At 73.3% G+C, this 25,264-nt stretch carries 23 protein-coding genes; 7 read left to right on the forward strand and 16 right to left on the reverse strand.

Features of this window, described 5'->3' with window-relative positions:
* Positions 1-5: 5 nt before the first annotated feature.
* Together ACWGIF_RS09225 and ACWGIF_RS09230 are read right to left on the reverse strand one after the other, a co-directional pair.
* Positions 6-404, reverse strand: coding sequence for a RidA family protein (locus tag ACWGIF_RS09225; RefSeq protein WP_453493358.1), 399 nt, complete (start codon positions 402-404; stop codon positions 6-8).
* A complete protein-coding gene (locus ACWGIF_RS09230; protein WP_453493360.1) occupies positions 401-1,624 on the reverse strand; it encodes an acyl-CoA dehydrogenase family protein in 1,224 nt (407 codons plus the stop codon). Before ACWGIF_RS09230 ends, ACWGIF_RS09225 begins: the two co-directional genes overlap by 4 nt.
* A 118-nt stretch (positions 1,625-1,742) precedes the next feature.
* On the opposite strand from ACWGIF_RS09230, the gene ACWGIF_RS09235 reads away from it, so the two are divergent.
* The 3 genes from ACWGIF_RS09235 (at position 1,743) to ACWGIF_RS09245 (ending at position 5,157) form a co-directional block, all read left to right on the forward strand.
* Positions 1,743-3,407, forward strand: coding sequence for an AMP-binding protein (locus tag ACWGIF_RS09235; RefSeq protein WP_453493362.1), 1,665 nt, complete (start codon positions 1,743-1,745; stop codon positions 3,405-3,407).
* Positions 3,408-3,416: 9 nt separating this feature from the next.
* Positions 3,417-4,214 carry a PaaX family transcriptional regulator gene (locus ACWGIF_RS09240; protein ID WP_453493364.1) on the forward strand — a complete coding sequence of 266 codons (798 nt, stop codon included), beginning with the start codon at positions 3,417-3,419 and terminating at the stop codon, positions 4,212-4,214.
* 103 nt (positions 4,215-4,317) lie between these two features.
* Complete coding sequence (locus ACWGIF_RS09245; protein ID WP_453493366.1) at positions 4,318-5,157, forward strand: GNAT family N-acetyltransferase; 840 nt, start codon at positions 4,318-4,320, stop codon at positions 5,155-5,157.
* Positions 5,158-5,355: 198 nt separating this feature from the next.
* Here the strand turns inward: ACWGIF_RS09245 and ACWGIF_RS09250 are convergent, their stop codons facing one another.
* From ACWGIF_RS09250 to ACWGIF_RS09280, 7 genes are all read right to left on the reverse strand, one after another.
* The gene (locus ACWGIF_RS09250; protein ID WP_453493369.1) at positions 5,356-7,605 is read right to left on the reverse strand and encodes a bifunctional salicylyl-CoA 5-hydroxylase/oxidoreductase; all 2,250 of its coding nucleotides are present in this window, start codon (positions 7,603-7,605) and stop codon (positions 5,356-5,358) included.
* Between the two features lie 4 nt (positions 7,606-7,609).
* On the reverse strand, positions 7,610-8,437 hold the full coding sequence (locus tag ACWGIF_RS09255) for an enoyl-CoA hydratase family protein (RefSeq protein ID WP_453493373.1): 828 nt from the start codon (positions 8,435-8,437) through the stop codon (positions 7,610-7,612).
* Positions 8,438-8,576: 139 nt separating this feature from the next.
* Complete coding sequence (gene argF / locus ACWGIF_RS09260; protein ID WP_453493376.1) at positions 8,577-9,581, reverse strand: ornithine carbamoyltransferase; 1,005 nt, start codon at positions 9,579-9,581, stop codon at positions 8,577-8,579.
* A gap of 106 nt (positions 9,582-9,687) precedes the next feature.
* The gene (locus ACWGIF_RS09265; RefSeq protein WP_453493379.1) at positions 9,688-10,917 is read right to left on the reverse strand and encodes an arginine deiminase; all 1,230 of its coding nucleotides are present in this window, start codon (positions 10,915-10,917) and stop codon (positions 9,688-9,690) included.
* A gap of 46 nt (positions 10,918-10,963) precedes the next feature.
* On the reverse strand, positions 10,964-11,470 hold the full coding sequence (locus ACWGIF_RS09270; protein ID WP_453493382.1) for a hypothetical protein: 507 nt from the start codon (positions 11,468-11,470) through the stop codon (positions 10,964-10,966).
* A 156-nt stretch (positions 11,471-11,626) separates the two neighbouring features.
* Positions 11,627-14,200, reverse strand: coding sequence for a polynucleotide kinase-phosphatase (locus ACWGIF_RS09275; RefSeq protein WP_453493385.1), 2,574 nt, complete (start codon positions 14,198-14,200; stop codon positions 11,627-11,629).
* Positions 14,197-15,726 carry a 3' terminal RNA ribose 2'-O-methyltransferase Hen1 gene (locus ACWGIF_RS09280; protein WP_453493388.1) on the reverse strand — a complete coding sequence of 510 codons (1,530 nt, stop codon included), beginning with the start codon at positions 15,724-15,726 and terminating at the stop codon, positions 14,197-14,199. The genes ACWGIF_RS09275 and ACWGIF_RS09280 overlap by 4 nt, the downstream gene beginning before the upstream one ends.
* A gap of 118 nt (positions 15,727-15,844) precedes the next feature.
* On the opposite strand from ACWGIF_RS09280, the gene ACWGIF_RS09285 reads away from it, so the two are divergent.
* Positions 15,845-16,414 (forward strand): hypothetical protein, encoded by a 570-nt coding sequence (locus ACWGIF_RS09285; protein WP_453493391.1) that lies wholly within the window; start codon positions 15,845-15,847, stop codon positions 16,412-16,414.
* A 3-nt stretch (positions 16,415-16,417) separates the two neighbouring features.
* On the opposite strand, the gene mmuM is transcribed toward ACWGIF_RS09285, so the two are convergent.
* Positions 16,418-17,326 (reverse strand): homocysteine S-methyltransferase, encoded by a 909-nt coding sequence (mmuM, locus tag ACWGIF_RS09290; RefSeq protein ID WP_453493394.1) that lies wholly within the window; start codon positions 17,324-17,326, stop codon positions 16,418-16,420.
* A gap of 15 nt (positions 17,327-17,341) precedes the next feature.
* Positions 17,342-18,265: an LLM class F420-dependent oxidoreductase gene (locus ACWGIF_RS09295; protein WP_453493397.1), complete on the reverse strand. Its 924-nt coding sequence runs from the start codon at positions 18,263-18,265 to the stop codon at positions 17,342-17,344.
* A gap of 200 nt (positions 18,266-18,465) precedes the next feature.
* Here ACWGIF_RS09295 and ACWGIF_RS09300 point away from each other — a divergent pair, with 200 nt between their 5' ends.
* Positions 18,466-18,609 carry a hypothetical protein gene (locus ACWGIF_RS09300; protein ID WP_453493400.1) on the forward strand — a complete coding sequence of 48 codons (144 nt, stop codon included), beginning with the start codon at positions 18,466-18,468 and terminating at the stop codon, positions 18,607-18,609.
* Between the two features lie 157 nt (positions 18,610-18,766).
* On the opposite strand, the gene ACWGIF_RS09305 is transcribed toward ACWGIF_RS09300, so the two are convergent.
* The 4 genes from ACWGIF_RS09305 to ACWGIF_RS09320 form a co-directional block, all read right to left on the reverse strand.
* Positions 18,767-19,252, reverse strand: a complete 486-nt coding sequence (locus ACWGIF_RS09305; protein ID WP_453493402.1) for a DUF6099 family protein — start codon at positions 19,250-19,252, stop codon at positions 18,767-18,769.
* A gap of 118 nt (positions 19,253-19,370) precedes the next feature.
* Entirely contained in the window at positions 19,371-19,757 is a 387-nt protein-coding gene (locus tag ACWGIF_RS09310; protein WP_453493405.1) for a nucleotide pyrophosphohydrolase, read from the reverse strand.
* The gene (locus ACWGIF_RS09315; RefSeq protein WP_453493516.1) at positions 19,754-21,001 is read right to left on the reverse strand and encodes an ATP-binding protein; all 1,248 of its coding nucleotides are present in this window, start codon (positions 20,999-21,001) and stop codon (positions 19,754-19,756) included. Before ACWGIF_RS09315 ends, ACWGIF_RS09310 begins: the two co-directional genes overlap by 4 nt.
* Before the next feature lie 415 nt (positions 21,002-21,416).
* Positions 21,417-21,812 (reverse strand): cell division protein SepF, encoded by a 396-nt coding sequence (locus ACWGIF_RS09320; protein ID WP_453493408.1) that lies wholly within the window; start codon positions 21,810-21,812, stop codon positions 21,417-21,419.
* A gap of 156 nt (positions 21,813-21,968) precedes the next feature.
* Between ACWGIF_RS09320 and ACWGIF_RS09325 the strand changes: the two genes are divergently transcribed.
* Both ACWGIF_RS09325 and ACWGIF_RS09330 read left to right on the forward strand, forming a co-directional pair.
* Positions 21,969-22,691 (forward strand): DUF2470 domain-containing protein, encoded by a 723-nt coding sequence (locus tag ACWGIF_RS09325; protein WP_453493411.1) that lies wholly within the window; start codon positions 21,969-21,971, stop codon positions 22,689-22,691.
* 130 nt (positions 22,692-22,821) lie between these two features.
* Positions 22,822-23,742, forward strand: coding sequence for an NADP-dependent oxidoreductase (locus tag ACWGIF_RS09330; protein WP_453493414.1), 921 nt, complete (start codon positions 22,822-22,824; stop codon positions 23,740-23,742).
* Positions 23,743-23,849: 107 nt separating this feature from the next.
* On the opposite strand, the gene ACWGIF_RS09335 is transcribed toward ACWGIF_RS09330, so the two are convergent.
* The gene (locus ACWGIF_RS09335) at positions 23,850-25,247 is read right to left on the reverse strand and encodes an LLM class flavin-dependent oxidoreductase (RefSeq protein WP_453493417.1); all 1,398 of its coding nucleotides are present in this window, start codon (positions 25,245-25,247) and stop codon (positions 23,850-23,852) included.
* Between the last annotated feature and the right edge of the window lie 17 nt (positions 25,248-25,264).

Consider the following 25,264-nt stretch of genomic DNA (forward strand, 5'->3'; position numbering starts at 1 on the left):
CACCGCTACGGCAGCACGGCGACCCCGTCGAGTTCCACCATGGCCTGCTCGTCCCAGAGGCGGACCACGCCGATCACGGCCATCGCCGGATAGTCCCGTCCCGCCAGCCTCCGCCAGATCCGGCCCAGTTCGCCCGCGCACTCCCGGTACGCCGCCACGTCCACCGCGTACACGGTGACCCGGGCCAGGTCCGCCGGGGCGCCGCCCGCCGCGGCGAGGGCCGCCAGGAGGTTGGCCAGGGCCGCCTCGAACTGCTCCGGCAGGCCCTCCCCCACCACCTTGCCCGCGCCGTCGAGCGCGGTCTGGCCGGCCAGGAACACCAGCCGGGATCCGGTCGCCGCGACCGCGTGCGAGAAGCCGGTCGCGGGCGACAGCTCCGCCGGGTTGATCCGGTCGAGACTCATCGCGCGGCCGCCTCCCCGGACAGTGCCCCCGGCTCCAGCGCCCCGGGCAGCGCGCCCGGCTCCAGCGCCCCCGGCAGCGCGCCGTCCGGCGACCCGGCCAAGGCCCCGTACAGCTCCTTCGCGATGATCGTCCGCTGCACCTCGCTCGCCCCCTCGTAGATCCGCGGCGCCCGCACCTCCCGGTAGAGGTGTTCGAGCAGGTGACCCCGCTGGAGGGCGACCGCCCCGTGCAGTTGGACCGCGTGGTCCACCACGTACTGAGCCGTCTCGGTGGCCAGCAGCTTCGCCATCGCCGCGTGCCTCGGGACGTCCGCCGATCCCCGGTCGTAGGCCCCGGCCGCCGCGTACACCAGCAGCCGGGCCGCCTCCGTGCGGGTGGCCATCTCGGCCACCCGGTGCCCCACCGCCTGGAGGTCGCTCAGCGTCCCGCCGAACGCCGCCCGGCCCGCCGTGTAGGCGAGCGTCGCGTCCAGCGCGGCCCGGGCCATGCCCACCGCGAACGCGCCGACGCTCGGCCGGAAGAGGTTCAGGGTGTCCATCGCGACGCGGAAGCCGCGCCCGGGTTCGCCGAGCAGGTCCCGCGGGCCGACGGGTACCCCGTCGAAGGTCAGGGAGCCGATGGGGTGCGGGGAGAGCATGTCCAGCGGTTCGCCGGAGAGTCCGGGACGGTCCGCCGGGACCAGGAAGGCCGACACCCCCTTGGCTCCGGGACCTTCACCCGTTCGGGCGAACACCGTGTAGAAGTCCGCCTCCGGTGCGTTGGAGATCCAGCGTTTCTCGCCGCTGAGCCGCCACCCGCCCCGGGCGGCCGGGTCGGCTTCGGCCGCCAGCGCCAGCGCGGCCGCGTCCGAGCCCGCCCCCGGCTCGCTCAGCGCGAAGGCCGCCACCGCCCGCCCGGCGCGCACCTGCGGGAGCCAGCGTTCCCGCTGCGCCTCGCTCCCCGCCCGCAGGACCGGGTACGCCCCCAGCCCCTGGAGGGCGAGGGCCGTCTCGGCCTCCGTGCAGCCGTAGGCGAGGGACTCCCGCAGCAGGCACAGTTCCAGCGCGCCCGAGGCGAACACCCGCTGCAGCAGGCCCAGCTCGCCCAGCGCCGCCAGCAGCGGCCGGTTCACCTTCCCCGGTTCGCCCTTCTCGGCCAGCGGCCTGAGCCGATCGACCGCCAGTGCGCGCAACTGCCCGCACCACTCCTCCTGGTCCACCCCGAGCGCGAATCCGGTCATCCGAACATCCCCGCATCTATCGCGTCCTGTTGACTGCCGTCACCATCACGATACGCTCATGTGGCAACAGCACGGCCGGCTCCACCCCATTCCGGACCGCTGCAGGGGGCGACCCGCCTTGGACCTCAAGCCTTCCGCTCACATCGACACCTTCGCCCGTGACCATCTGCCACCCGCGGACACCTGGCCGGAACTTGTCTTCGATCTGCCCGAACTGGCCTACCCGGACCGGCTGAACTGCGGGGCCGAGCTCCTCGACGCCACCATCGCCCGGTTCGGCCGCGCAGGCGCCGACCGCCCGGCGATCCGCAGCGGCACGGGCGAGGTGTGGACGTACGGCGGGCTCCGCGAGCGCGTGGACCGCCTCGCCCACGTGCTCACCGCCGACCTCGGCGTCGTCCCCGGCAACCGTGTGCTCCTGCGCGGTCCCACGGGCCCCTGGCTCGCCGCCTGCTGGCTCGCGGTGATGAAGGCGGGCGCGGTGGCGGTCACCGTCCTGCCCCAGCAGCGTGCGCAGGAACTGGCCACGGTGTGCGCGATGGCCCGCGTGGGGCACGCCCTGTGCCATGCGGACGTACTGGACGACCTGGTCAAGGCGGAGGTGCCGGGGCTGCGGATCACCCCGTACGGCGGCGGGGCCCCGGACGATCTGCTCCGGCTGGCCGAGAGACACCGCGAGCCCTTCCCGGCCGCCCCGACCTCCGCGGACGACGTCGCGCTGATCGCCTTCACCTCCGGGACCACCGGGCGACCCAAGGGCTGCATGCACTTCCACCGCGACCTGCTCGCCGTCGCCGACACCTTCTCCCGGACCGTGCTGCGCCCCCGCCCGGACGACGTCTTCGCGGGCAGTCCGCCGCTCGGGTTCACCTTCGGCCTCGGCGGGCTGGTCGTCTTCCCGCTGCGGGCGGGCGCGTCCGCGCTGCTGCTGGAGGACGCGGTGCCGCGCCGGCTGCTGCCCGCGCTCGCGGAGCACCGGGTGACGGTGCTGTTCACCGCGCCCACCGCGTACCGGACGATGCTGGACGCGCTGGGCCCGTACGACGTGGGTGCGTACGACCTCTCCTCGCTGCGCCGCTGCGTCTCGGCCGGGGAGAACCTGCCCGCCGCCACCTGGCAGGCCTGGTACGAGCGCACCGGTCTGCGGATCATCAACGGCATCGGGGCGACCGAACTGCTGCACATCTTCATCTCCGCCGCCGACCAGGACATCCGGCCCGGTACGACCGGCCGGGTCGTACCAGGTTGGCAGGCCCGGGTGGTGGACCCGTCCGGGCGGCCGGTCGCGGACGGCGAGCCGGGGCTGCTGGCCGTGCGCGGCCCGGTGGGCTGCCGCTACCTGGCCGACCCCAGGCAGCGGGAGTACGTCCAGAACGGCTGGAATCTGACCGGCGACACCTACGTGCGCGATCGGGAGGGCTACTTCCGCTACGTCGCCCGAGCCGACGACATGATCGTCTCGGCGGGGTACAACATCGCGGGCCCGGAGGTGGAGGAGGCCCTGCTGCGCCACCCGGACGTGGTGGAGGCGGCCGTGGTGGGCCGCCCGGACGAGCGACGCGGGCAGATCGTGGTGGCGTACACCGTCGGGCGGGAGGGCGCGGTGCTGACGGAGGAGGTCCTGCGCACCTTCATGCGGGCGGAGCTGGCCCCGCACAAGTGCCCGCGCTCCTTCGTCTTCCTGCCCGCCCTCCCCCGCACCGCGACGGGCAAGCTGCAACGCTTCCGCCTGCGGGAACCCGGGGCGCCGCAGGATCGGACGTCACGCGATGACACGCCCTAGAGTGAATCCGTGGCCGAGCACACCCCGCGATCCCTGATCGTCACGTTCTACGGCGCCTACGGGCGGGCCTTCGAGGGCCCGGTCCCGGTGTCCGCGCTGATCCGCCTGCTGGGCGCGGTCGGCGTGGACGCCCCGTCGGTCCGCTCGTCGGTGTCCCGGCTGAAGCGGCGCGGCTTCCTGCTGCCCGGCCGGGCGGCGGACGGCTCGGCGGCGTACGGGCTCTCCGAGGAGGCCCGGCAGCTGCTGGACGACGGCGACCGCCGCATCTACGGCAGCCCGCAGCCGTCGGACGAGTGGCTGGTGGCGGTGTTCTCCGTCCCGGAGCAGGAACGGCACAAGCGGCACCTGCTGCGCTCCCGGCTGGCCCGGCTCGGTTTCGGCGCGGTGGCACCGGGCGTGTGGATCGCCCCGGCCCGGTTGTACGAGGAGACCGCGCACACGCTGGAGCGCCTGCACCTGACGCCGTACGTGGAACTCTTCCGCGGCGCCCACCTCGGCTTCGCCCCGACCGTCGAGGCGGTGGCCCGCTGGTGGGACCTGGCGTCCCTGGCCAAGCAGCACGAGGAGTTCCTCGACCTGCACGAACCGGCCCTGCGCGCCCTCCAGCCGGGCCCGGAGCCGACGCCGGAGGACGCCTACCGCGGCTACCTCCTCGCCTTGGACTCCTGGCGCCGCCTGCCGTACGCCGACCCGGGCCTGCCGCGCGAGCTGCTGCCCGCGGACTGGCCGGGCGACCGGGCGGCGGCCGTCTTCGCCGAACTGCACGCGCGGCTGTGGGAACCCGGCGCCCGGTTCGCGCAACGGTGAGTGGAGCAGTGCGGCCCGGGCAACGTGCCGCCGCGACGGCCCCACTGGCTGCCGCCTGAGAAATCCGGATGCGCAGGGCCTGCGCACCGCGCCAGGATGGGCCATGACCTGGACCTTCACCTCGGACCTCGCCGCCTATCGGGCCGCCGCGGGCCCAGCCGTGGCCGCGCAGCCCGTCTCCAACACCCTGCTGCTGACCGTGACCGACGGGCTGGAGCGGCGCGGAGCCGCCGCCTACGGCCCGGACGCTCCCGTCTTCGGCTGGTGGACCGGGGCCGACGGGGCCGTCGCCGGCGGACTGCTGTGTACGCCGCCCTTCCCGATGCTGCTCGGTGTCCTGCCCGGGGAGGCGGTCCGGGCGTTGGGGGACGCGCTCGCCACCGAGCCGCTGCTCGCCGGGATCCCGGGATTCAACGCCCGCCGACCGGACGCCGAGGCACTGGTCGGCGCCTGGGGGCGGCCCAGCCGGGTCGCCGAGGAGATCCGGCTGTACCGGCTGGCCGGCCTGGTCGCCCCGGATCCCGCCCCGGCCGGGCGGGCCCGGCCCGCCACCGAGGCGGACCTCCCCCTGATGCTGGAGTGGATCAAAGCCTTCCATGTGGAGGCGAACATTCCAGGGGCCGCCTCCGAGACCATGCTGCGCGACCGGATCTCCTACGGCGGGGTCCTGCTGTGGGAGCACGCCGGGACGCCCGTCTCGCTGGCGTCCCTCTCCCGCCCGATCGGCTCGGCCGCCCGCGTCGGACCGGTCTACACACCGCCCGAGGTCCGCGGCCGCGGCTACGCCGCCGGGGTCACGCACGCGGCGAGCGAAGCGGCGTACGCGGCCGGCGCCTCGGAGGTCCTCCTGTTCACGGACCTGGCCAACCCCACCAGCAACGGCGTCTATCTGCGTCTGGGGTACACCCCGGTCGAGGACCGCGCCGAGGTCGTCCCCGCATGACCGGGGCAGGGGCCGGGCCGCTGGAACGACGGGGACCGAACCCGCCCGACCCGCCCGTCCCGCCCGAACCCGTCCGCCCCCTGCCCGACCCCACCCGGAACGATCGCCGCGGACGTGGTGCCACGGCGAGGCGGGCCGGGGCCGGTGCCCGGGGGCCGAGCGCCGCGAGTGCCTCGCGCACGGCCGCCGGACCGGGCCTCAGCCGCGGCCCGTCGGGGGCTTGCGGCTGCCCGCGCGGTAGGGCGCGGGCCAGGGGGCTCCAGGGCCCTCGTAGGACTGGTCGGCGGCCGCGTGCAGCGTCCAGTGGGGGTCGTAGAGGTGGGGACGGCCGAGGGCGCAGAGGTCGGCGCGGCCGGCCAGCAGCAGGGAGTTCACGTCGTCCCAGGAGGAGATGGCGCCGACCGCGATGACGGGGACGCCGAGCGCGTTGCGGATCCGGTCGGCGAACGGGGTCTGGTACGAGCGCCCGTACTCCGGGATCTCGTCCGCGACCACCTGGCCGGTCGAGACGTCGATGGCGTCCGCGCCGTGGGCGGCGAAGGCCGCCGCGATCTCCACGGCCTCCTCGGGCGAGGTCCCGCCGGGCGCCCAGTCGGTGGCGGAGAGGCGGACCGTCATCGGGCGGTCCCCGGGCCAGACGCCGCGGACCGCGTCGAAGACCTCCAGCGGGAAGCGCAGGCGGTTCTCCAGCGGGCCGCCATAGGCGTCGTCACGGTGGTTGGTCAGCGGTGAGAGGAACCCGGAGAGCAGGTAGCCGTGGGCGCAGTGCAGTTCGAGGAGGTCGAATCCGCAGTCGGCGGCCCGGACGGCGGCGGCCGCGAACTCGGAGCGCAGCGCCGTCATGCCGGCGCGGGTGAGAGCGCGCGGGGGCGCCGAGACGCCCGGCCGGTAGGGCAGCCCGGAGGCGGCCACCAGCGGCCAGTTGCCTTCCGGGAGTGGGTCGTCCATGCCCTCCCACATCACCCGCGTCGAGCCCTTGCGGCCCGCGTGCCCCAGCTGGACGCCGAGCGCGGTGCCGGGGGCGGAGGTGTGCACGAAGTCGGCGATCCGTTTCCAGGCGGCCGCCTGTTCCCGGGTGTAGAGGCCGGTGCAGCCGGGGGTGATCCGGCCTTCGTCGCTGATGCAGACCATCTCCGTCATCACCAGGCCGGCGCCGCCGAGGGCCCGTGCGCCCAGGTGGACGAGGTGGAAGTCCCCCGGCACGCCCTCCTCGGCCGAGTACACGTCCATCGGTGAGACGACGACCCGGTTGCGCAGGCTCAGGCCCCGCAGGGTGAGGGGGGTGAACATGGGCGGGGTGGCGTCGTCCGGGCAGCCGAAGTCCCTTTCCACGGCCCGTGTGAAGCGTTCGTCGCGCAGCCGCAGGTTGTCATGGGTGACGCGGCGGCTGCGGGTGAGCAGGTTGAAGGCGAACTGCCGGGCGGGCTGCTCCACATAGCCGGCGATGTCCTCGAACCACCGCATGCTGGCGGCCGCCGCCCGCTGGGTGCTGGCGACCGCCGGCCGCCGCGCCGTCTCGTACGCGGCGAGGGCCTGCGGTACGCCGTCCTCCGCGTCCAGCGCCGCTGCCAGGGCGAGGGCGTCCTCCACCGCCAGTTTGGTGCCGGAGCCGATGGAGAAGTGCGCGGTGTGGGCCGCGTCGCCGAGCAGTACCACGTTGCCGTGGGACCAGCGCTCGTTGACGACGGTGCGGAACTGCGTCCATGCCGAGCGGTTGCCCTGGAGGGGGCGCCCGCGAAGGGCCTCGCCGAAGATCTTGGCGCAGCGGGCCGCGGACTCGGTCTCGTCGCACAGATCGAAGCCGCCCTCCCGCCACACCTCCTCCCGCATCTCCACGATCACGGTGGAGGCGTCGGCCGCGAACGGGTAGGCGTGCAGCTGCATCACGCCGTGCTCGGTCTGCGCGATCTCGAAGCGGAAGGCGTCGAAGGCGAAGTCGGCGGCGAGCCAGATGTAGCGGCAGCGGCCGCCCGTGACGGTCGGCCGGAAGTGGGCGGCGCCCGCCTCCCGGGTCGCGCTGTGCACCCCGTCCGCCGCGACCACCAGGTCGTACGAGGCTGCGAGGGTCTCGGCGGCCACCGGGCCGGTGCGGAAGCGGAGCCGAACGCCGAGCCCGGCGCAGCGCTCGTGCAGGATCTCCAGCAGCCGGCGCCGCCCGACGGCCGCGAAGCCGTGGCCGCCGGAGGTCAGCAGCCGCCCCCGGTGCACCACGTCCACGTCGTCCCAGCGCACGAACTCGGCGCTCAGCGCGGCGTGGACCACGGTGTCGCCGCGCTCGATGCCGCCGAGGGTCTCGTCGGAGAGGACCACGCCGAAGCCGAAGGTCTCGTCCGGCGCGCCCCGTTCCCACACCTCGACGGTGTGGCCCTGGCGGGCCAGCAGAGCGGCGGCGTAGAGCCCGCCCGGTCCCCCGCCGATGACGGCTACCCGCATGGAACCCGCGGACATGTGGCTACCTGCCCTTCCACTCCGGCGGGCGCTTCCCGGTGAAGGCCGCGTGGAACTCCGCGTAGTCCTGGCCGTTCATCAGCAGGGCCTGGGTGGCGGCGTCCAGCTCCACGGACGCCGCCAGCGGCATGTCGAGCTCGGCGGTGAGCAGCGCCTTGGTCTGCGCGTAGGCGAGGGCGGGGCCGGCGGCCAGGTGCGCGGCGAGTTCGGCGGCCCGTACGTGGGCCTTGCCCTCCTCGGTCAGCTCGCTGAGCAGGCCGATCCGCTCGGCCTCGGGGGCACGTACGGGCTCTCCGAGCATCAGCAGCCGGGTGGCGTGGCCGAGGCCGACGACCCGGGGCAGCAGGTAGGCGGCGCCCATGTCCCCGCCGGACAGGCCGACGCGGGTGAAGAGGAAGGCGAAGCGGGCGGTGGGGTCGGCGATCCGGAAGTCGGCGGCGAGCGCGAGGACGGCGCCGGCGCCGGCCGCCACCCCGTGCACGGCGGCGATCACCGGGAAGGGGCATTCCCGGATGGCGCGCACCACCTGGCCGGTCATCCGGTTGAAGTCGAGGAGCTGGGCGGTGTCCATGGCGAGGGTGGCGCCGATGATCTCGTCCACGTCTCCGCCGGAGCAGAAGCCGCGCCCCTCACCGCCCAGCACGAGGGCGCGCACGGAACGCTCGCGGGACAGCTCGGTGAGCAGATCGCGCAGGTCGGCGTAGGCGCCGAAGGTGAGCGCGTTCAGCTTCTGGGGTCGGTCGAAGGTGACGGTGGCGACGCCGTCCTGCCGGGTGATCCGGAGGTGGTGCCACCGTTCGGTCGCTGGTGTGGAACCGGTGAAGGGGCTCACACGATCGACGGTATCACCAGATCGTGACTACCGTCACAGAAACGCGACACGTTGAGCCGGTCGGCCGCCCCACGGGCCGGAGGCTCACCCCGCCCGCGTAGAGACCTCTGCGGTCGGCGTATGACCATGCGTCACTCCGTCAGGGCCTGCGGAGCGTGGCGACGAGCACGGCCTTGATCGTGTGCAGCCGGTTCTCGGCCTCGTCGAAGACGATGGAGTGCTCAGACTCGAACACCTCGTCCGTCACCTCCAGCGATTCGAGCCCGTGCCGCTCGTAGATCTCCCGGGCCACCTTGGTGCCGAGGTCGTGGAAGGCCGGCAGACAGTGCATGAACTTCACGTCCGGGTTCCCGGTGGCGCGCAGCACGTCCATGGTCACGGCGTACGGGGACAGCACCGCGATCCGGTCGTCCCAGACCTCCTTGGGCTCGCCCATGGACACCCAGACGTCGGTCACGACGAAGTCCGCCTGGGCGACGCCCTCGGCGACGTCCTCGGTCAGGGTGATCCGGGCGCCGCTCTCCGCCGCGAGCCGCCGCGCCGCGGCCACCACCGAGTCGGCCGGCCAGTAGGCGCTGGGCGCGACGATCCGTACGTCCATGCCCAGCAGCGCGCCGGTCACGAGGTAGGAGTTGCCCATGTTGAAGCGGGCGTCGCCGAGGTAGGCGAAGGCGATCCGGTTCAGCGGTTTGGCGCTGTGCTCGGTCATCGTGAGGACGTCGGCCAGCATCTGGGTGGGGTGCCAGTCGTCGGTGAGCCCGTTGAAGACGGGAACGCCGGAGTGGGCGGCGAGTTGCTCGACGGCCTCCTGACTGTCCCCCCGGTACTCGATCCCGTCGAACATCCGGCCGAGCACCCGGGCGGTGTCCCGGACCGACTCCTTGTGGCCCATCTGGGAGCCTGCGGGGTCGAGGTAGGTGGTGTGGGCGCCCTGGTCGGCGGCGGCGACCTCGAAGGCGCAGCGGGTCCGCGTCGAGGTCTTCTCGAAGATCAGCGCGATGTTCCTGCCCTGGAGCAGGCGCTGCTCGACCCCGGCCTTCTTGGCCGCCTTCAAATCGGCGGCGAGCTCGATCAGGCCGCGGAACTCGGCGGCCGTGAAGTCGAGCTCCTTGAGAAAACTGCGGCCTGTGAGGTCGGTGGCCATGGGGTCGCTCCAGCGTCACGGTGACAGGGGATGATGGAAGTCTATACGATCCTCCGTATTGATATACAGACCGGCTGCGGGATCTCCCGAAACCCCGACACCGCCGTCACGACACGGCGTCCCGCTCGACCGGACAGCTCATACAGCGCGGCCCGCCCCGGCCCCGCCCCAGCTCGCTGCCCGGGATCTCGATCACCTCGATGCCCTGCTTGCGCAGATGGGTGTTGGTCGTCACGTTCCGCTCGTACGCGACCACCACCCCCGGCTCCACGGCGAGCACGTTGCACCCGTCGTCCCACTGCTCGCGCTGCGCGGAGTGCACGTCCTGCGTCGCGGTCAGCACCCGGATCGAGTCCAGACCGAGCGCCGCCGCGACGGCCCGGTGCATGTGCTCCGCCGGGTGGTCGGTCACCTTCAGGTCGTGCGCCCCGTCGCCCGGCTCGATCGTGTAGGAGGGGAGCATCCCGAGCCCGGCGTACTGAGTGAACGTATCTCCGTCGACCATCGTCATCACCGTGTCCAGGTGCATGAAGGCCCGGTGCTTGGGCATGTCCAGCGCCACGATGGAGGTCGCCGAACCGGCGGCGAACAGGCCGCGCGCCAGCATCTCCACCGCCTGCGGCGTGGTCCGCTCGCTCATCCCGATCAGCACCGCGCCGTTGCCGATGACGAGCACGTCCCCGCCCTCGATGGTCGAGGGGTAGTCCACCTGACCCTGCGACCAGTAGTGGAAGGCGCCGGAACTGGTGAAGAGCGGGTGGTGCTTGTAGATCGCCTCGAAGTGGACGGTCTCACGCTGCCGGGCCGGCCAGCGCATCGCGTTGATGGACACCCCGTCGTAGATCCAGGCGGAGGTGTCGCGGGTGAAGAGGTGGTTGGGCAGCGGGCCGAGCAGGAAGTCGTCCGGATCCAGGGCGTGGAAGCGCACGGACACCGGCTCCGCGTGCCGGTCCAGGTACTCCCGCTTGGTCATCCCGCCGACCAGCGCCTCCGCCAGGTCGGCGGAGGGCAGTCCGTCGAAGACCGACCGCAGATGGTCGGTGGCGAGCGGCCCGTACTCCTTCTCGTCGAACACCCGGTCCAGTACGAGGTGTCTCGCCTCCGGGATGTCGAGGGCCTCGCACAGCAGGTCCCCGAAGAGGTGGACCGCGACGCCCCGGTCCCGCAGCACGTCCGCGAAGCCGTCGTGCTCCTGGCGCGCCCGGCGCACCCACAGCACGTCGTCGAAGAGGAGCGCGTCCTTGTTTTTCGGTGTGAGCCGCTTCAGCTCCAGGTCGGGCCGGTGGAGGATGACGCGGCGAAGCCGCCCGGTCTCGGAGTCGACATGGAATCCCATGCCGTACACGTTCCCAGACCGAACGGCCTTTTGACGTGGCGTCGGCTCAGCGGGGGGTGGCGAGGCCGAGAAGCGCCGAAGGGGCGCCGACGAGTTCCGGGGTGGTCAGGCCCAGTTCGGGCGCAGCCAGGTTCGGAACCCCGGAGTTGGAGGCGTCCGGCATCGTCAGGAGACCACCGGCGACCAGGCCGGGGGTCCGGGCCACCAGGTCGGTGGCCGGTGCCTCCACGGAACCCTCGCCGTCCGTCTCGGGCTTGCCCAGCAGGTTCGGCACCGGGGAGGTGACGAGGGTGCTGCCGAGCTCGGTGCCGATCGGGACCACAGGGAGCAGTGGGTTCGGGAGCATGTCCCCCTTGTGGAAGCGGGGCGCCTCGGGCGCTCCCACGACCGGCATCGGCACGCCCGTGCCCACGCGCGGGGTGTCCACGCCCAGCGTGGTCTTCACGGCGTCCAGCGGGACACCGACCGGCACCGACTGGGCCACGGCCGGGGTGGCCGCGCCGGCCGCAGCCATACAGGTCATGAGCGCCGCAATGCTTCCGCGCGCGGTCATCTTCATAGGTGACGTTCCGTCCTTCCAGGGTCGCGGACATTCCGCTGCCCTGGTTGAACGATCCCGCCGGTGGGTTTCCCGGAGTTCTCCGCGAAAGTTCCCCCATACGACCTAATTAGCGGCCGTACGGGGGTGTCGCCTTTACGTCGTGCTCCCTCAGAGCCGGGGGTCGACCGGCTCCGACTCCAGCGCGAGCACCGCGAACACGGCCTCGTGGACCCGCCACAGCGGTTCCTCGGCCGCCAGCCGGTCCAGCGCCTCCAGCCCCAGCGCGTACTCGCGCAGGGCGAGCGAGCGCTTGTGCCCGAGGAAGCGCTCGCGCAGCCGCTCCAGGTGGTCGGGGCGGGTGTACTCCGGACCGTAGATGATCCGCAGGTACTCGCGCCCGCGCACCTTGACCCCGGGCTGGACCAGGCGGCCCTTCCCGTCCCGGGCGTACGCCTGGAGCGGCTTGACGACCATGCCCTCGCCGCCGGCGGCCGTCAGCTCCAGCCACCAGTCGGTCCCCGCCCGTACCGAGTCCTCGTCCGCGGTGTCCACCAGGATCCGGCCGGTGCGGCGCAACAGCCCGGTACCGGCCGCCTCGTCCGCGGCGACCAGCCGGTCCAGCCAGAACAGCTGCTCGTCGTGGGGTACCGCGGCCAGCGACCGCCCGGCCGCCGCCAGCAACTGGAACGGCGCGAACCGTACGCCGTCCAGCCCGTCGGTGGTCCAGCAGTAGCGCCGGTAGGCGTCGGTGAAGGCCGCCGCGTCGGCCGCCCGGCCGCGCTGGCGCTCCAGCAGCTCGCCGGTCTCGACGCCCCGGGCGGCGGCCGCCTCCAGGGCGGCGACGGCGCCCGGGAAGACGGCGCCGGAGGCGGCGCCCACGGCGGCGTACTGGTTGCGCAGGAGACCGGTGGACTTCAGGGACCAGGGCAGCAGTTCCCCGTCGAGCAGCAGCCAGTCGGTGCCGAGCTCCTCCCAGAGGCCGGCGCCGGTGACCGCCGAGCGGAGCCGGGTGAGGACCTCCTCCGTGACCTCCGGATCCTTGAAGAAGGGCCGCCCGGTGCGGGTGTAGACGGATCCGGTCGGGCCGTCGACGCCGAACCGCTCACGCGCCGCGTCGGCGTCCTTGCAGACCAGGACGGTGGCGCGGGAGCCCATGTGCTTCTCCTCGCAGACCACTTGGGCGATGCCGTCCGTGCGGTACTGGGCGAAGGCCTCGGCGGGGTGCTCCAGGTAGCCGTCCTCCCGCGAGGTCGCGGTCGGCGCCATGGTCGGCGGCAGGTACGGGACCAGCCGGGGGTCCACCGCGAAGCGGCTCATGACCTCCAGGGCCGCCGCCGCGTTCTCCTCGCGCACGGTGACGTTGCCCAGGTGCCGGGTCTCCACGATCCGGCGCCCGTGGACGTCGGCCAGGTCGAGCGGCCGGCCGTCGTGGCCGCCGGGGGCCTCGGCGACGAGCGGCTTCACCGGCTCGTACCAGACCTTCTCGGCCGGGACGTCGACCAGTTCGCGCTCGGGCCAGCGCAGGGCGGTCATCTTCCCGCCGAAGACCGCGCCGGTGTCGAGGCAGATGGTGTTGTTGATCCAGGCGGTGTTCGGCACCGGGGTGTGGCCGTAGACCACGACGGCCTTGCCGCGGTAGTCCTCGGCCCACGGGTAGCGCACGGGCAGGCCGAACTCGTCCGTCTCGCCGGTGGTGTCCCCGTACAGGGCGTGCGAGCGGACCCGGCCGGAGGTGCGGCCGTGGTACTTCTCGGGCAGGCCGGCGTGGCACACCACCAGCTTGCCGCCGTCGAGGACGTAGTGGCTGACGAGGCCGCGGATGAACTCCCGTACCTCCTCGACGAACTCCGGCGGCTCCTTCTCCAGCTGCTCGATGGTCTCGGCCAGACCGTGGGTCCGCTGGACCTTGGAGCCGTTCAGGAAACGGCCGAGCTTGTTCTCGTGGTTCCCGGGCACGCACAGGGCGTTGCCGGACTTCACCATGCCCATGACGCGGCGCAGGACGCCCGGGCTGTCGGGCCCGCGGTCGACGAGGTCACCGACGAAGACGGCGGTGCGTCCCTCGGGGTGGACGCCGTCCTCGTAACCCAGCTTGGCGAGCAGGGTCTCCAGCTCGGAGGAGCAGCCGTGGATGTCGCCGACGATGTCGAAGGGGCCGGTGAGGTGAGTGAGGTCGTTGAACCGCTTCTCCAGGACGACCTCGGCGGTCTCGGCCTCCTCGACGGAACGCAGCACGTGGACCTTGCGGAAGCCCTCGCGCTCCAGGCCGCGCAGCGAGCGCCGCAGGTCGCGGCGGTGCCGCTGGATCACCGCGCGGGGCAGGCCGGCCCGGTCGGGGCGGGCCGCGTTGCGCTCGGCGCAGACCTCCTCGGGCATGTCCAGGACGATGGCGATGGGCAGGACGTCGTGCTCGCGGGCGAGCTGGACCAATGTGCGGCGGGCGTCGGCCTGGACGCTGGTGGCGTCGACGACGGTCAGACGGCCGGAGGCGAGGCGCTTGCCGGCGATGTAGTGCAGCACGTCGAAGGCGTCCCGGCTGGCGCTCTGGTCGTTCTCGTCGTCGCAGACCAGGCCCCGGCAGTAGTCGGAGGAGATGACCTCGGTGGGCTTGAAGTGCTTGCGGGCGAAGGTGGACTTGCCCGAGCCGGTGGCCCCGATCAGGACGACGAGGGACAGGTCGGTGACGGGAAGTACACGTGTGCGGTGGGTCTCGGTGCTGGTGGTGTCCGTGGAGCTGGTCATGCTGCCTCGCCCTCCTTCGGGGTGTCGGTGGTGCCGATGGTGTCGGTGGTGTCGGTCGGGGCGGTGGTGCCGGCGGTGTCGGCCTGGGTGAAGACGGCCATCTGGGTCGGCGGCCCGACCTCGGGGTCGTCGTCCCCGACGGGGACGTACGCGACCCCGTAGCCGTAGCGCCGCGCGACCTGGCCGGCCCAGGCGCGGAACTCCTCGCGGGTCCACTCGAAGCGGTGGTCGCCGTGCCGGACGTGCCCGGCGGGCAGGGTCTCCCAGCGGACGTTGTACTCGACGTTCGGTGTGGTGACGAGGACCGTGCGGGGGCGGGCCGAGCCGAACACCGCGTACTCGAGCGCGGGCAGCCGCTCCAGGTCCAGGTGCTCGATGACCTCGCTGAGCACGGCCGCGTCGTAGCCGGCCAGCCGCTTGTCGGTGTACGCCAGCGAGCCCTGCAGGAGGGTGACCCGCGCGCTCTGCCGCTCGCCCATCCGCTCCAGCCGCAGCCGCTTGGCCGCGATGTTCAGGGCCCGCACGGACACGTCCATACCGATGATCTCGGTGAAGGACACGTCCTTGAACAGGGCCTGGACCAGCTGGCCCTGGCCGCATCCGAGATCGAGGACCCGGGCGGCGCCCGCGCCCCGCAGCGCGGAGAGGATCGCCTCGCGCCGCTGCACGGCGAGCGGCACGGGCCGCTCCGCGGCCTCGTCGATGTCATCGCTCTCTGCGACCGCGTCGTCGATCTCCTCGACCTCGCTGCCGTCGGCCTCGGCGAGGCGGACCAGCTCCAGGCGCTCGATGGCGTCCTGGGTCAGCCGCTTGTGGCGGGCCAGGTAGCGCGAGCTGATCAGCCCGTTCTCGGGGTGGGCGGCGAGCCAGCCGTCTCCGGCACGGAGCAGCTTGTCGACCTCGTCGGGGGCGATCCAGTAGTGCTTGGCGTCGTCGAGCACCGGCAGCAGCACGTAGAGCTGGCGCAGGGCGTCCGCCAGGCGCAGTTCCCCCTCCAGCACGAGCCGTACGTAGCGGGAGTCCCCCCACTCGGGGAACCGCTCGTCGAGCGGTACGGCCTCGGCCTGTACGAGGTCCCAGCCGAGGGGCCCGAACAGCCGGTGCACCAGCTCCGCCCCACCGCGGGCCGGCATGACCGGGATCTCGATGCGCAGCGGCAGGGCCTGCTCCGGCAGCTCCGGGCGCAGGGCGCACTGCCCCTTGAGCGCGGTGCGGAACACCCCGCTCAGCGCGACGGCGAGCAGCGAGGACGCGGCGTACGGGCGGTCGTTGACGTACTGCGCGAGCGCCGCGTCGGGCGCCCCGCCCCGGCCCTTGCCCCGCCCGCGCCGCACGAGCGCGACGGGGTCCACCTCCAGCAGCAGGGCCGCCGTGCACCGCTGGGCCGTGGCCTCGGGGTAGAACACATGGGCGGTGCCGTGGGAGGTGGAGAACGCCTGCGTCTTCCCGGGATGCTTGTGCAGCAGGTAGCCCAGGTCGGTCGCGGGTCGTTCAGGGGAGCCGGTGGTGGAGATCGTCAGGAACACACGACCGAGTATCGTCCGCGCCCATGCCCGCCGACCAGGGATTTATCCCCGGCCTCACCCGGGTGCCGCCTGCGCGACATGTGCTGAGCTGACGTGCAATCAACAGCTGGGGGCTCCTTTGACCATATCTCTCGGTGAGCGACTCACCCTCGTGCCCGCCCGGCGGACACCGATCGACCCGGCCGAGACCTGCTCGGGCAGCTTCTCCGAGGGCACCGCCTCGGACTGGACGCTTTCGGTCCGGGGCCGCCCCGAGCTGACCGTCCGCGACATCCGCTGGCAGAACGGCGAACGGGACGTGCGGATGCATCTGCCGGACGTGCTGCCGGAGATGCCCAGGGCGCTGGCGAAGCTCCACGACCGGCGGCGGGCCGGCGTTCACCGCACCGACGCCGGTCGCTTGTGGATGACCGCCTGGTCCGTGCTGCCGGGCGCCGGCGACTGGCCGGCGTGGCGCAGGCCGACCGCGATCGGCGAGCTCGACGCGCTGTGCGGGGCCGATCGGCTGCAGGCCGTGCACGAGCACGGGGTCATCGAGATCGGCAGCAAGGAGGCTCTTCTGCAGGACGCGGGGCGGACGAGGAGGCAGCTGTGCGCCGTGCTGGACGGCGGTGTGGAGGCGGCGCCGGCCGCGCTCTACACCGTGACCCGTCTGGTGCCCGTGCTGGGCCACATCGGCTGGCTGTAGCCGTCAGACGCCGCGCAGCCTCCGGTCCAGGGCCGCGATCCGGTCGGGGCCGATGCGGCAGCAGCCGCCGATGAGGCGGGCGCCCGTGTGGTGCCAGGTGGGGGCGGGCCAGGGGGCTGCGTGTGCGGGGGCGTGCCAGGTGCGGGTGGCGGGATCCCAGACGGAGCCGTCGTTGGGATAGGCCAGGAGCGGCTTGCGGGTGGTGGTGGCGGCCGCTTCGAGGGCGGGCTGGACCTCCGCCGGGTCGCAGCAGTTGACGCCGAGCGCGATGATCTCCGGGGACTGCGCGGCGAGGGCGAAGGCCGCCGGGAGGGCCGCACCGGAGCGGGTGCGGCCCTCGGCGACGGTGTAGCTGAGCCAGGCACGGGCGCCCGTTTCCGCAAGGACGGCGAGCACGGCCTCGGCCTCGTCCGGGTCGGGGAGGGTCTCCACGGCCAGGACGTCTGGGCCGGCGTCGAGCAGCGCCTCGATGCGGGGGCGGTGGAAGGCGGCGAGCTCGCGCACGCTCAGGCCGTACCGGCCGCGGTACTCGGATCCGTCCGCGAGCACCGCCCCGTACGGGCCCACCGAGGCGGCCACCCACACGTCGTGGTCGGCGGCCTCGGCTGCCCGGGCGGCCAGGGCGACGCTGCGGTGCAGCAGGGCGGTGGTCTCGGCGCGGTCGTGGCCGTGGGCGGCGAAGGCCTCGTAGCCGACCTGATAGCTCGCGGTGATCAGCACCTCGGCGCCGGCCCGCGCGTACGCCGTGTGGGCGGCCTCCACCTGGTCCGGCCGCTCGGCGAGCACCCGCCCCGACCAGAGGCCGCCGGACAGGTCGCAGCCCTGGGCGGCGAGCTGGTTGCTCAGCCCGCCGTCCAGGAGCACGGTCCTGCGGCTCAGGGCTTCGGCGAGCGGACCGGACGCGCGCGGCATCGGTTCCCGTCCTCCCTAACGGAGCTGGGAGAGCACCTGGGCGGAGATCAGCTCCAGGTGGTCCAGGTCGTCGAGGTCGAGCAGCTGGAGGTAGACGCGGGAGGAGCCGGTGGCGCCGTAGGCTCCGATCTTCTCCACGACTTCGGCCGGGGAGCCTGCCAGGCCGTTGGCCTTGAGTTCGTCCACGTCCCGGCCGATGGCGGCGGCCCGGCGGGCCACCTCGGCGTCGTCCCTGCCCACGCACACCACGAGGGCGTTGGAGTAGACGAGGTCGTCGGGCTTGCGCCCGGCCTCCTCGGCCGCCTCGCGGACCCGGTCGAACTGCCGCTCGCTGTCCGCGATCGACGCGAACGGCATGTTGAACTCGTCCGCGTACCGTGCGGCGAGCCGCGGGGTGCGCTTGGCCCCGTGGCCGCCGACGAGGACGGGGACCTTGGCCTGGGCGGGCTTGGGGAGCGCGGGCGAGTCCTCCACCCGGTAATGCCGGCCGGCGTAGTCGAAGGTGGCGCCGGGCTCGGTGGCCCACATGCCGGTGACGATGGCCAGCTGCTCCTCCAGCCGGGACATCCGGTCCGCCGGGAAGGGGATCCCGTACGCCTTGTGCTCCTCCTCGAACCAGCCCGCGCCCAGGCCCAGTTCGATGCGGCCGCCGGACATCTGGTCGACCTGGGCCACCTGGATGGCGAGCACGCCGGGCAGCCGGAAGGTACCGGCCGTCATCAGGGTGCCGAGGCGGATCCGCCGGGTTTCGCGGGCCAGGCCGGCCAGGGTGATCCAGGCGTCAGTGGGTCCGGGCAGGCCGTCGGCGGAGCCCATCCGCAGATAGTGGTCGGAGCGGAAGAACGCGTCGAAGCCCAGGTCTTCGGTGGCCTTGGCGACGGTCAGGAGGGTGTCGTAGCTCGCGCCCTGCTGGGGTTCGGTGAAAATGCGGAGATCCATGTACCCATCCTGCACTTCCCGCCCCGGCAGGGTGAATCTTGGTCAACGGGACGCGCCGCCCCCGGACCCGCCAGTGACCACCACGGAGGGGGATCGTCGGCTCGGACGGAGCCGGACCGCCCGGCCCGCGCCGGCGGCCCTTCGCCGGTGAGTCCACGCCCCCTTCCGCCTCGGAAGGGCCAGGGCCCGAGGAGGCCGCCATGTCCCACGAGGCCGTGCCGCAGACCCCCCACCAGACCGGACAGACCGGGCAGGCAGCACACGACCGAGCAGGCCAGGAGTCCGCGGTACCCGCCCAGGGCGACGGCGCACCGAAGGGACTGCTGCAGCAGATGGAGAGCTGATGGCGGCGCTGAACGCCGACCTCTCGCAGCTCGACGCCGATCTCCAGTCCTCCTCGGACCGCACCCCCGAGGGCGAGCGCCCGTCCTACCGGTCGTCCTGACCGTGCGGGTCCCGCCGTGCACGGCGGGACCCACTCGAACCGCCTTCGCCGCCGCTTCAGGCCACGCCCGAGGCGGACCCCCGCTCGCGGACCGCCATGCGGCGAAGGATCCCCCGCACCCGGTCGCTCGACTCGTCGGCCGCGTCGATCGACTCTATGCACTGCCAGTACAGAGCCTCGTCGTCCGTCCCGCAGGCCACCCCGACCAGGGCTATGCCCACTTCGCCCAGCAGTGCCTGGAGCCCGAGCAGCGCCTGCCGGACATCCGACACCTCGCTCAACTGTGCCGCCCGCGGCGGATACTCGGGCGCACTGCCCTCGCCGCGCAGGGCCGCCCGGTCGAGCACCCCGCACCCTCTTCCTCCCGCTTCCCCCAGTCCCCGTGCCTCCGATCTCAGCTCCGGCGGCCCGGTGACCGCCAGAAGGCTCCCGATTCCCTGCGCGAGCGCCTGGGCCTGCCAGGCCTCGCCCACGATGTCCCACGCAGCCCCGCTCTGTGCCAGCGCGTGCCGGCCGACCGCGATGAGCCGTACCGCATCCATATGCCGTCCCCCGTCCGCACGACATTCCGTCACCCTCACCACTACCCAGAGTGAGGGCAACGAGTCAGCCAGGGGTATTCGGAAAATGTGGACACAAATGTGATTGTGGACGAGTCCATCACTCCGAAGAGTGACGATTCGGTGTCGGTGGCCCCGCCACGGGAAAGCGGAGTTCGTTCCTCTCGATCTTCGCGGTGAGCGCATCCAGCACATCCACCCCGAGAACCTCACAGAACTGCAGCAGATACGCGAGCACGTCGGCCACCTCATCGGCCACGCGGTGGGCGGACTCCGGCTTCTCCATGACCTTCGCCGACTGTTCCGGCGTCAGCCACTGGAAGATCTCGACCAGTTCGGCCGCCTCCACGCTCAGCGCCACCGCCAGGTTCTTGGGCGTGTGGTACGGCTCCCAGCCGCGCGCCGCCGCGAACTCCGCGAGCCGGCGCTGCAGTCGGTCCAGCCGTTCGTCGGGCCGCTGCTCGGGCGGCTTCTGCGTCTCGTTCATGCCGTCAGGTCTACCACCGCGACGCCTGGGAGGCGGCGGGCGGTGGCCGCCGTCTCCTCCCCCACCGCCGCGACGAGCCGGATGTGGCCGCGGCTGCCGGACAGCAGCGCGAGGCGCAGCAGCTCGGCGCTCTGCCGCCGGTCCAGGCCGCGGTCGAAGCCGTCGGCCAGCACCGTCAGGGCCTGCTGCGCGGAGAGCAGTTCGGCGGCCGGGTCCATGGCCAGCACGCCCGGCCCGGTCAGCAGGACCAGCGCGAGCGCGAGGAAGCGGAGTTCTCCCGCGCCGAGGCAGGCCAGTTCCGTGGCGGGCCGGGCGGGGCCTCGGTCCAGTACCGCCGTGACGGGGCCGCCCGCCGGAGCCCGTACGTCCAGCCCCGTGACGGGCCCCGCGCAGCCGGTGCGGGCGGCCCCGGCCAGCAGCGCGTGCCGGGTGCCGCATTCGTGGCGGGTCCGGCGCAGTACGTCGGCCAGGTTGGCGCAGTCGCCGAGCAGCCGGCCCTCCCCCTGCGGGACGGCCCCGCGCATCCGGTCCGGGCGCGGATCGCACGGGAACACCGAGCGCAGGGCCACCACCGCCTGCTCGGCGGCGGCCAGCACCTGCCGCTGCCCGGCGGTGGATCCGGCGACGCGGAGCGGGAGCAGCGCCGTACCGAGCCGGTCGTCGGGCAGCGGCGCCCTGGTGACGCCGATGGCGCCGCCGGTCAGCCAGGCGGCCTGCACCGAGCGGCGGCCGGGGTCGCGCAGGGCGGTGGCGAGCAGGATCTGCCCGTCCTGCGAAAGCCGTTCGCCGACGATCCGCAGCGTCGGCTCGGCCTGGACGGCGAGGTCGAGCCGGACCGGCCCGGCGGGTCCGTCGACCGTGCAGCCGAGGCGGAATCCGCGTCGCCGCTGCGCGTCGGGGAGGGCGCGGTCCGGGATGCGGGCACCCGCGTCAGGAAAGGCCTCCTCCAGCGTGGCGCCGGATCCCAGCGCGGCGAGGGCCTCGTAGGCGGCCAGGGCCTGGGATTTGCCGCTGCCGCTCGGCCCGGCGAAGAGGGTGACGGGCGCGAGCGGGAAGGCCGCCGACCGGTGCGAACCGAAGGCGGAGAGCCTCAACTCGGTGAGCACCGGCCGCCGGTGCGGCTGCTGCTGCTGCGCAGGCTCGACAGGACGCACGGAGCCGCCGGGGCCCGCCTGCGCCGGCACGGAGGGGGCGTCGGCCGATCCGGCGTCCACGGTCTCCTCGGCGGGCGGCCCGCCGTTCACCGCCTCCTCGGCCGGCCGGGCGTACCGGGCATGCGCGGAGGCCGGGCCCCGGCCCGCCGAAGAGGCCGGTGCCGTGGGAGGGCCAGGGGCGGGGGCAGGCCGCGCCGGGGGACCGGTCACCGCGGCGGCGGCACCGGCCCGTACGGAGACGGCGGAGGCGGCGGAGGAGAGTTCATCGGCCGGCCCCCCTCGGGCGGGAAAGGCGAAGGGGTCGGCTGACGAGGCGGCGGCGGCCCCGTCGGCCGGTCCCGCCTGTGCGGGAACGGTGAGGGGGGCGGCTAACTCGGCGGCGGCGGCGGTGGCGGTGGCGGTGGTGCGCCCCACCGCCGCGTCCAGGGTGGCGTCCATGCGCGGGACGGTACGGGCCGCCGGACCCCCCGCGGCCCCGGCGAACCGTTCCCTCGCGGGGACCTTCCTACGATCGGGGGACGGCCGCGGCCGCGATCCCCTCGACCTCGGTCCCCACCGGCGCCAGCAGGAAGACGTTCCGGTCCACCCGGTGCATCCCACTGCCCAGTCCGAAGACCACGCCGCTGCTGAAGTCCAGGATCCGCTTGGCCACTTCGCTGTCCGCGCCGGTGAGGTCGAGCAGCACCGGGATCTGCGCGATCAGGTACTCCGCCACCTCCCGCGCGTCCGCGAAGATCTGAACCCTGATCACCACGAAGCGCCGCTGCTCCGCCGCAGACGCGCCGGGCGTCTTCGGGATCGTGCGGTGGTCCACCCGGGAGGGCCATTCGTTGCGGCTGCGCAGGGGGACCACCTGCGCGAGCCCCTCCCACTGTTCGTCGGTGACGTCGTACCTGCTCACCGGGCCGCCTCGGCCGCGTGCTTCATGTGCATCCCCCCATCCTCTCGCGTTTCACCCGTTCAGCCCAACAACGACACGAACCACGCCGGGTACTCTCGAAGACCGAGATGAGTTAGGTTAGGCATACCTAAGTTATCGGACGATGGAGAGGTCCTCATGCGCATGTCCGGTGCCCCCGCCACCCCGGCCGCCCGGCCCACCGATGCCGAGCGCATCCGGTCGATCCTGACCGCCGCCCACTCCATGACCGTGGTCACCGACGGGCTGCGCACCGAGGTCCGGCACCTCGACGGCGCGGACCCGATGGGCCGGCTGCACCTGCACCCCGCCGAGCCCGGCGGCGACGCCGAGTACCGGCCCGCGATCCGGCTGGAGTTCACCGACGTCGCCCCCACCCCGGTACGGGACCGGGTGCGCGCCCGCGTCACCGTGCTGGGCCGCCTGCTGACCCCCTACTCCGACGCGGCCGCCGACTCCGGCGCCGACACCACCTGCATGGAATTCGACCGGGCCGTCCTCGAAACCCCGGAGGGCCGCTCGCACGTCGGCCTGGAAGAGCTGGACGCGGCCTGCCCCGACCCGCTCGCCGCGTACGAGGCGGGGATGCTCACCCACCTCCTCGACGACCACCACGACCTCGTCACCCTGCTGCTGCGCCTGGTCCAGCCGCCGCCCACCCCGGCCACGGTCGTCCGCGCGCTGCCGGTCGCCATGGACCGGTACGGGATCACCCTGCGGCTGGAGGAGCGGCGCGGGCACCGTGACGTGCGGCTGCCCTTCCCCTCGCCCCTCGACGACGTCGAGCAGGCGGGCGCGCAGATCCAGGCACTCTTCAGCGCGGCCCGGCGCCGCTCGCACCGCAACACCCTGCCGGCCTGACGGTCCGGAGAAGGAGGTCCGGAGAAAGGGGTCCCGAAAGGGGTCCCGAAAGGAGGTCCCGAGACGGACGACAGGAGGAGGACCGGAAAGCACCGGAATACGCCGCCGCGGACCCGCGTTGGAGGCGATCATGAAGGCCATCACGTACAGCGCATACGGAACTCCCGGCAGCCTCACGCTCGTTGACGTACCGCAGCCCAAGGTGGGGCCGGGCGAGGTACTCGTCCGCGTCAGGGCCGCGGGCGTCAACCCGGTGGACTGGAAGCTCGCCGCCGGATATCTCGATCCGATTCTCGAAGTCCGCTACCCGGTCATACCCGGCTGGGACGTCGCCGGCGTCGTCGAGGCGGTCGGTCCGGACACCTTCGACTTCGCCGTCGGCGACGAGGTGTACGGGTACGTCCGCAAGGAGTGGGTGGAGCTCGGCACCTACGCCGAACTGGTCAGCGCCCCGGTGCGCACCCTCGCCCGCAAGCCCCGCGGGCTGACCTTCGAGCAGGCCGCGGGTCTCCCGCTGGCCGGTCTGACCGCCTACCAGGCGCTGACCCGCGCGGGCCTCAAGGCCGGAGAAAGCGTGGTCATCCACTCCGCGGCGGGCGGCACGGGCTCCTTCGGTGTGCAGATCGCGGTCGCCCTCGGCCTGCGCGTCATCGGCACGGCCGGCGCGCACAACCACGACTACCTGCGCTCGCTCGGCGCCGAGCCGGTGCTGTACGGGGAGGGGCTGGCGGACCGGGTCCGCGCGCTGGTGCCCGAAGGCGTCGACGCGGGACTGGACTTCTACGGCGACGGCGTCATCGAGACGCTCCAGTCGCTGGTCAGGGAGCGCGACCGGGTGGTCTCCATCGCCGACTACGAGGCCGCGGCCAAGGGCGCCCACCAGCTGTGGGTGCGCCCCGACACCGCCGACCTGACCTTCTTGGCGGAACTGGCCGACGCGGGCAGGCTTACCGTCAACGTGGAGCACGCCCTGCCCCTCGCCGAGGCGGCCAGGGCCTGGGAGCTGAGCGCCGCGGGCCGCACCCGCGGCAAGATCGTCCTGACGGTCTGAGACCGCACGCGGGCGGGCCCGCCGGAACACCTCGGATCCGGCGGCCCCGATCCCGGTCCCGGCCGCGAGGGCGGGCGCGCGCGGCCCTGGTGCTCCGCTCCCGGGCCTTACGCGCCCTCAGCCCGGCCGGGCCGGGGCAGGGCGGTGTTGCGGTTGGCCGGGCGGGGCAGGCCGTAGTGGTCGCGGAGGGTGCGGCCCGTGTACTCGGTGCGGAAGAGACCGCGCCGCTGGAGGATCGGCACGACCTGGTCGACGAAGTCGGTCAGGCCCGTGGGCAGGACGGGCGCCATGATGTTGAATCCGTCGGCGGCGCCCCGCGTGAACCACTCCTCCAGCTGGTCGGCGATCTGCTCGGGGGTGCCGGCGAAGACGCGGTGGCCTCGGCCGGCGCCGAGGCGGGCGATCAGCTCGCGCAGGGTGAGGCCGTCGCGGCGGGCCAGTTCGGCGACGAGCGTGAAGCGGCTCTTGTTGCCGTTGATGTCCCGCTCCTCGGGCAGGTCGGGGAGCGGGCCGTCGAGGGGCAGACCGGTCAGGTCCACGCCCAGCATGCCGGAGAGCTGGGCGAGCCCGTACTCCGGCACCTGGAGGTCTGTGAGCTGCTGCTCCAGGGCCTTCGCCTCGGCCTCGGTGGACCCGATGACGGGGGCGATGCCGGGCAGGACCAGCAGGTCGTTCTCGGCCCGGCCGTACCTGGCCAGGCGGGACTTGAGGTCCTTGTAGAAGGTCTGGCCGTCGGCGAGGGTCTGCTGCGCGGTGAAGACGGCCTCCGCGTACTGGGCGGCGAACTCCTTGCCGTCCTCGGAGGAACCGGCCTGCACCAGCAGCGGGTGGCCCTGGGGCGAGCGCGGGACGTTGAGCGGGCCGGCGACGGCGAAGTGCTCGCCGCGGTGGGCGGCGGGGTGGAGCTTGTCGGTGTCGGCGTAGACGCCGTGCTCCTTGTCGAGGACGATCGCGTCGTCCTCCCAGCTGTCCCAGAGCCTCGTGGCGACGTCGAGGAACTCACGGGCGCGCTCATAGCGGACGCGGTGTTCCATGTGCTCGTCGCGGTTGAAGTTGCGGGCCTCGTCGACCGTGCCGGAGGTGACGATGTTCCAACCGGCCCGACCGCCGCTGATGTGGTCGAGGGAGGCGAACTTGCGGGCGGTGTGGAAGGGCTCGTTGAAGGTCGTGGAGACCGTGGCGATGAGCCCGATGTGGTCGGTGACGGCGGCGATGGCGGACAGCAGGGTGAGCGGCTCGAAGCCGCCGAGGGCGTTGTAGCGAGCCTTGCCCCAGAGGGCGAGCCCGTCGGCGAAGAAGATGGAGTCGAGCCGTCCGCGCTCGGCGGTGCGGGCCAGTTCCTGGAAGTACCGCAGGTCGGTGACCCGCTCGGGAGTGCTGTCCGGATGCCGCCACGCGGCGTCGTGGTGCCCGGCGTTCATGAGGAAGGCGTTGAGGTGGAGGGTCCGGGGTGCGGTCGGTGCGGTCGTTGCGGTCGGTGCGGTCGGTGCGGTCGGTGCGGTCATGACTCGTCCTCGTGTGA

The organism is Streptomyces sp. NPDC054849 (assembly GCF_053610945.1).

Bases quoted from the DNA above. Each gene is read 5' to 3' on its own strand.
- ACWGIF_RS09225 (WP_453493358.1), bottom strand. From the start codon at position 404: ATGAGTCTCGACCGGATCAACCCGGCGGAGCTGTCGCCCGCGACCGGC.
- ACWGIF_RS09230 (WP_453493360.1), bottom strand. From the start codon at position 1,624: ATGACCGGATTCGCGCTCGGGGTGGACCAGGAGGAGTGGTGCGGGCAG.
- ACWGIF_RS09245 (WP_453493366.1), top strand. From the start codon at position 4,318: ATGACCTGGACCTTCACCTCGGACCTCGCCGCCTATCGGGCCGCCGCG.
- ACWGIF_RS09250 (WP_453493369.1), bottom strand. From the start codon at position 7,605: ATGTCCGCGGGTTCCATGCGGGTAGCCGTCATCGGCGGGGGACCGGGC.
- argF (WP_453493376.1), bottom strand. From the start codon at position 9,581: ATGGCCACCGACCTCACAGGCCGCAGTTTTCTCAAGGAGCTCGACTTC.
- ACWGIF_RS09265 (WP_453493379.1), bottom strand. From the start codon at position 10,917: ATGGGATTCCATGTCGACTCCGAGACCGGGCGGCTTCGCCGCGTCATC.
- ACWGIF_RS09270 (WP_453493382.1), bottom strand. From the start codon at position 11,470: ATGACCGCGCGCGGAAGCATTGCGGCGCTCATGACCTGTATGGCTGCG.
- ACWGIF_RS09275 (WP_453493385.1), bottom strand. From the start codon at position 14,200: ATGACCAGCTCCACGGACACCACCAGCACCGAGACCCACCGCACACGT.
- mmuM (WP_453493394.1), bottom strand. From the start codon at position 17,326: ATGCCGCGCGCGTCCGGTCCGCTCGCCGAAGCCCTGAGCCGCAGGACC.
- ACWGIF_RS09295 (WP_453493397.1), bottom strand. From the start codon at position 18,265: ATGGATCTCCGCATTTTCACCGAACCCCAGCAGGGCGCGAGCTACGAC.
- ACWGIF_RS09300 (WP_453493400.1), top strand. From the start codon at position 18,466: ATGTCCCACGAGGCCGTGCCGCAGACCCCCCACCAGACCGGACAGACC.
- ACWGIF_RS09305 (WP_453493402.1), bottom strand. From the start codon at position 19,252: ATGGATGCGGTACGGCTCATCGCGGTCGGCCGGCACGCGCTGGCACAG.
- ACWGIF_RS09310 (WP_453493405.1), bottom strand. From the start codon at position 19,757: ATGAACGAGACGCAGAAGCCGCCCGAGCAGCGGCCCGACGAACGGCTG.
- ACWGIF_RS09325 (WP_453493411.1), top strand. From the start codon at position 21,969: ATGCGCATGTCCGGTGCCCCCGCCACCCCGGCCGCCCGGCCCACCGAT.
- ACWGIF_RS09330 (WP_453493414.1), top strand. From the start codon at position 22,822: ATGAAGGCCATCACGTACAGCGCATACGGAACTCCCGGCAGCCTCACG.
- ACWGIF_RS09335 (WP_453493417.1), bottom strand. From the start codon at position 25,247: ATGACCGCACCGACCGCACCGACCGCACCGACCGCAACGACCGCACCG.